The sequence below is a fragment of the Pseudoalteromonas rubra genome, from assembly GCF_005887115.1.
In the GTDB taxonomy this organism is placed as follows: domain Bacteria; phylum Pseudomonadota; class Gammaproteobacteria; order Enterobacterales; family Alteromonadaceae; genus Pseudoalteromonas; species Pseudoalteromonas rubra_F.
In genome coordinates this window covers 1-295 of record NZ_PNCJ01000139.1, presented here as the reverse complement: position 1 = coordinate 295, position 295 = coordinate 1, and the positions used below count along the sequence as shown (strand labels likewise).

1 protein-coding gene is annotated in these 295 nt (G+C 47.5%); it reads left to right on the top strand.

All coding sequences use genetic code 11. The annotated features are described in order from the left end of the window. Window positions 1–14: 14 nt before the first annotated feature. Window positions 15–295 (top strand): transposase (locus CWB98_RS23505; protein ID WP_249364753.1); only part of this gene is annotated, 281 nt, incomplete at its 3' end.

Below are 295 nucleotides of genomic sequence, written 5' to 3'. Positions count from 1 at the left end.
CAGTGCTGTCGTTAATGAAATTACCCCTCGAAGCGCCGACCTACAGCTGTCTCTGTAAGCGTAGCGCTGAATTAGAGATTAAATTTCGTAATAAGGTACGTGCGACCGGATTTATAGATATTGTTGTTGATAGTACAGGGCTTAAAGTGTTTGGTGAGGGGGAGTGGCACGCACAAAAGCATCATGTGAAAGCGCGTAGGAAGTGGCGAAAACTGCATCTTGCGGTGGATGCCAACACCCATGATATTGTGGGGGCACAAATGACGCTCAGTAATGTAACCGACGGTGAAACGCT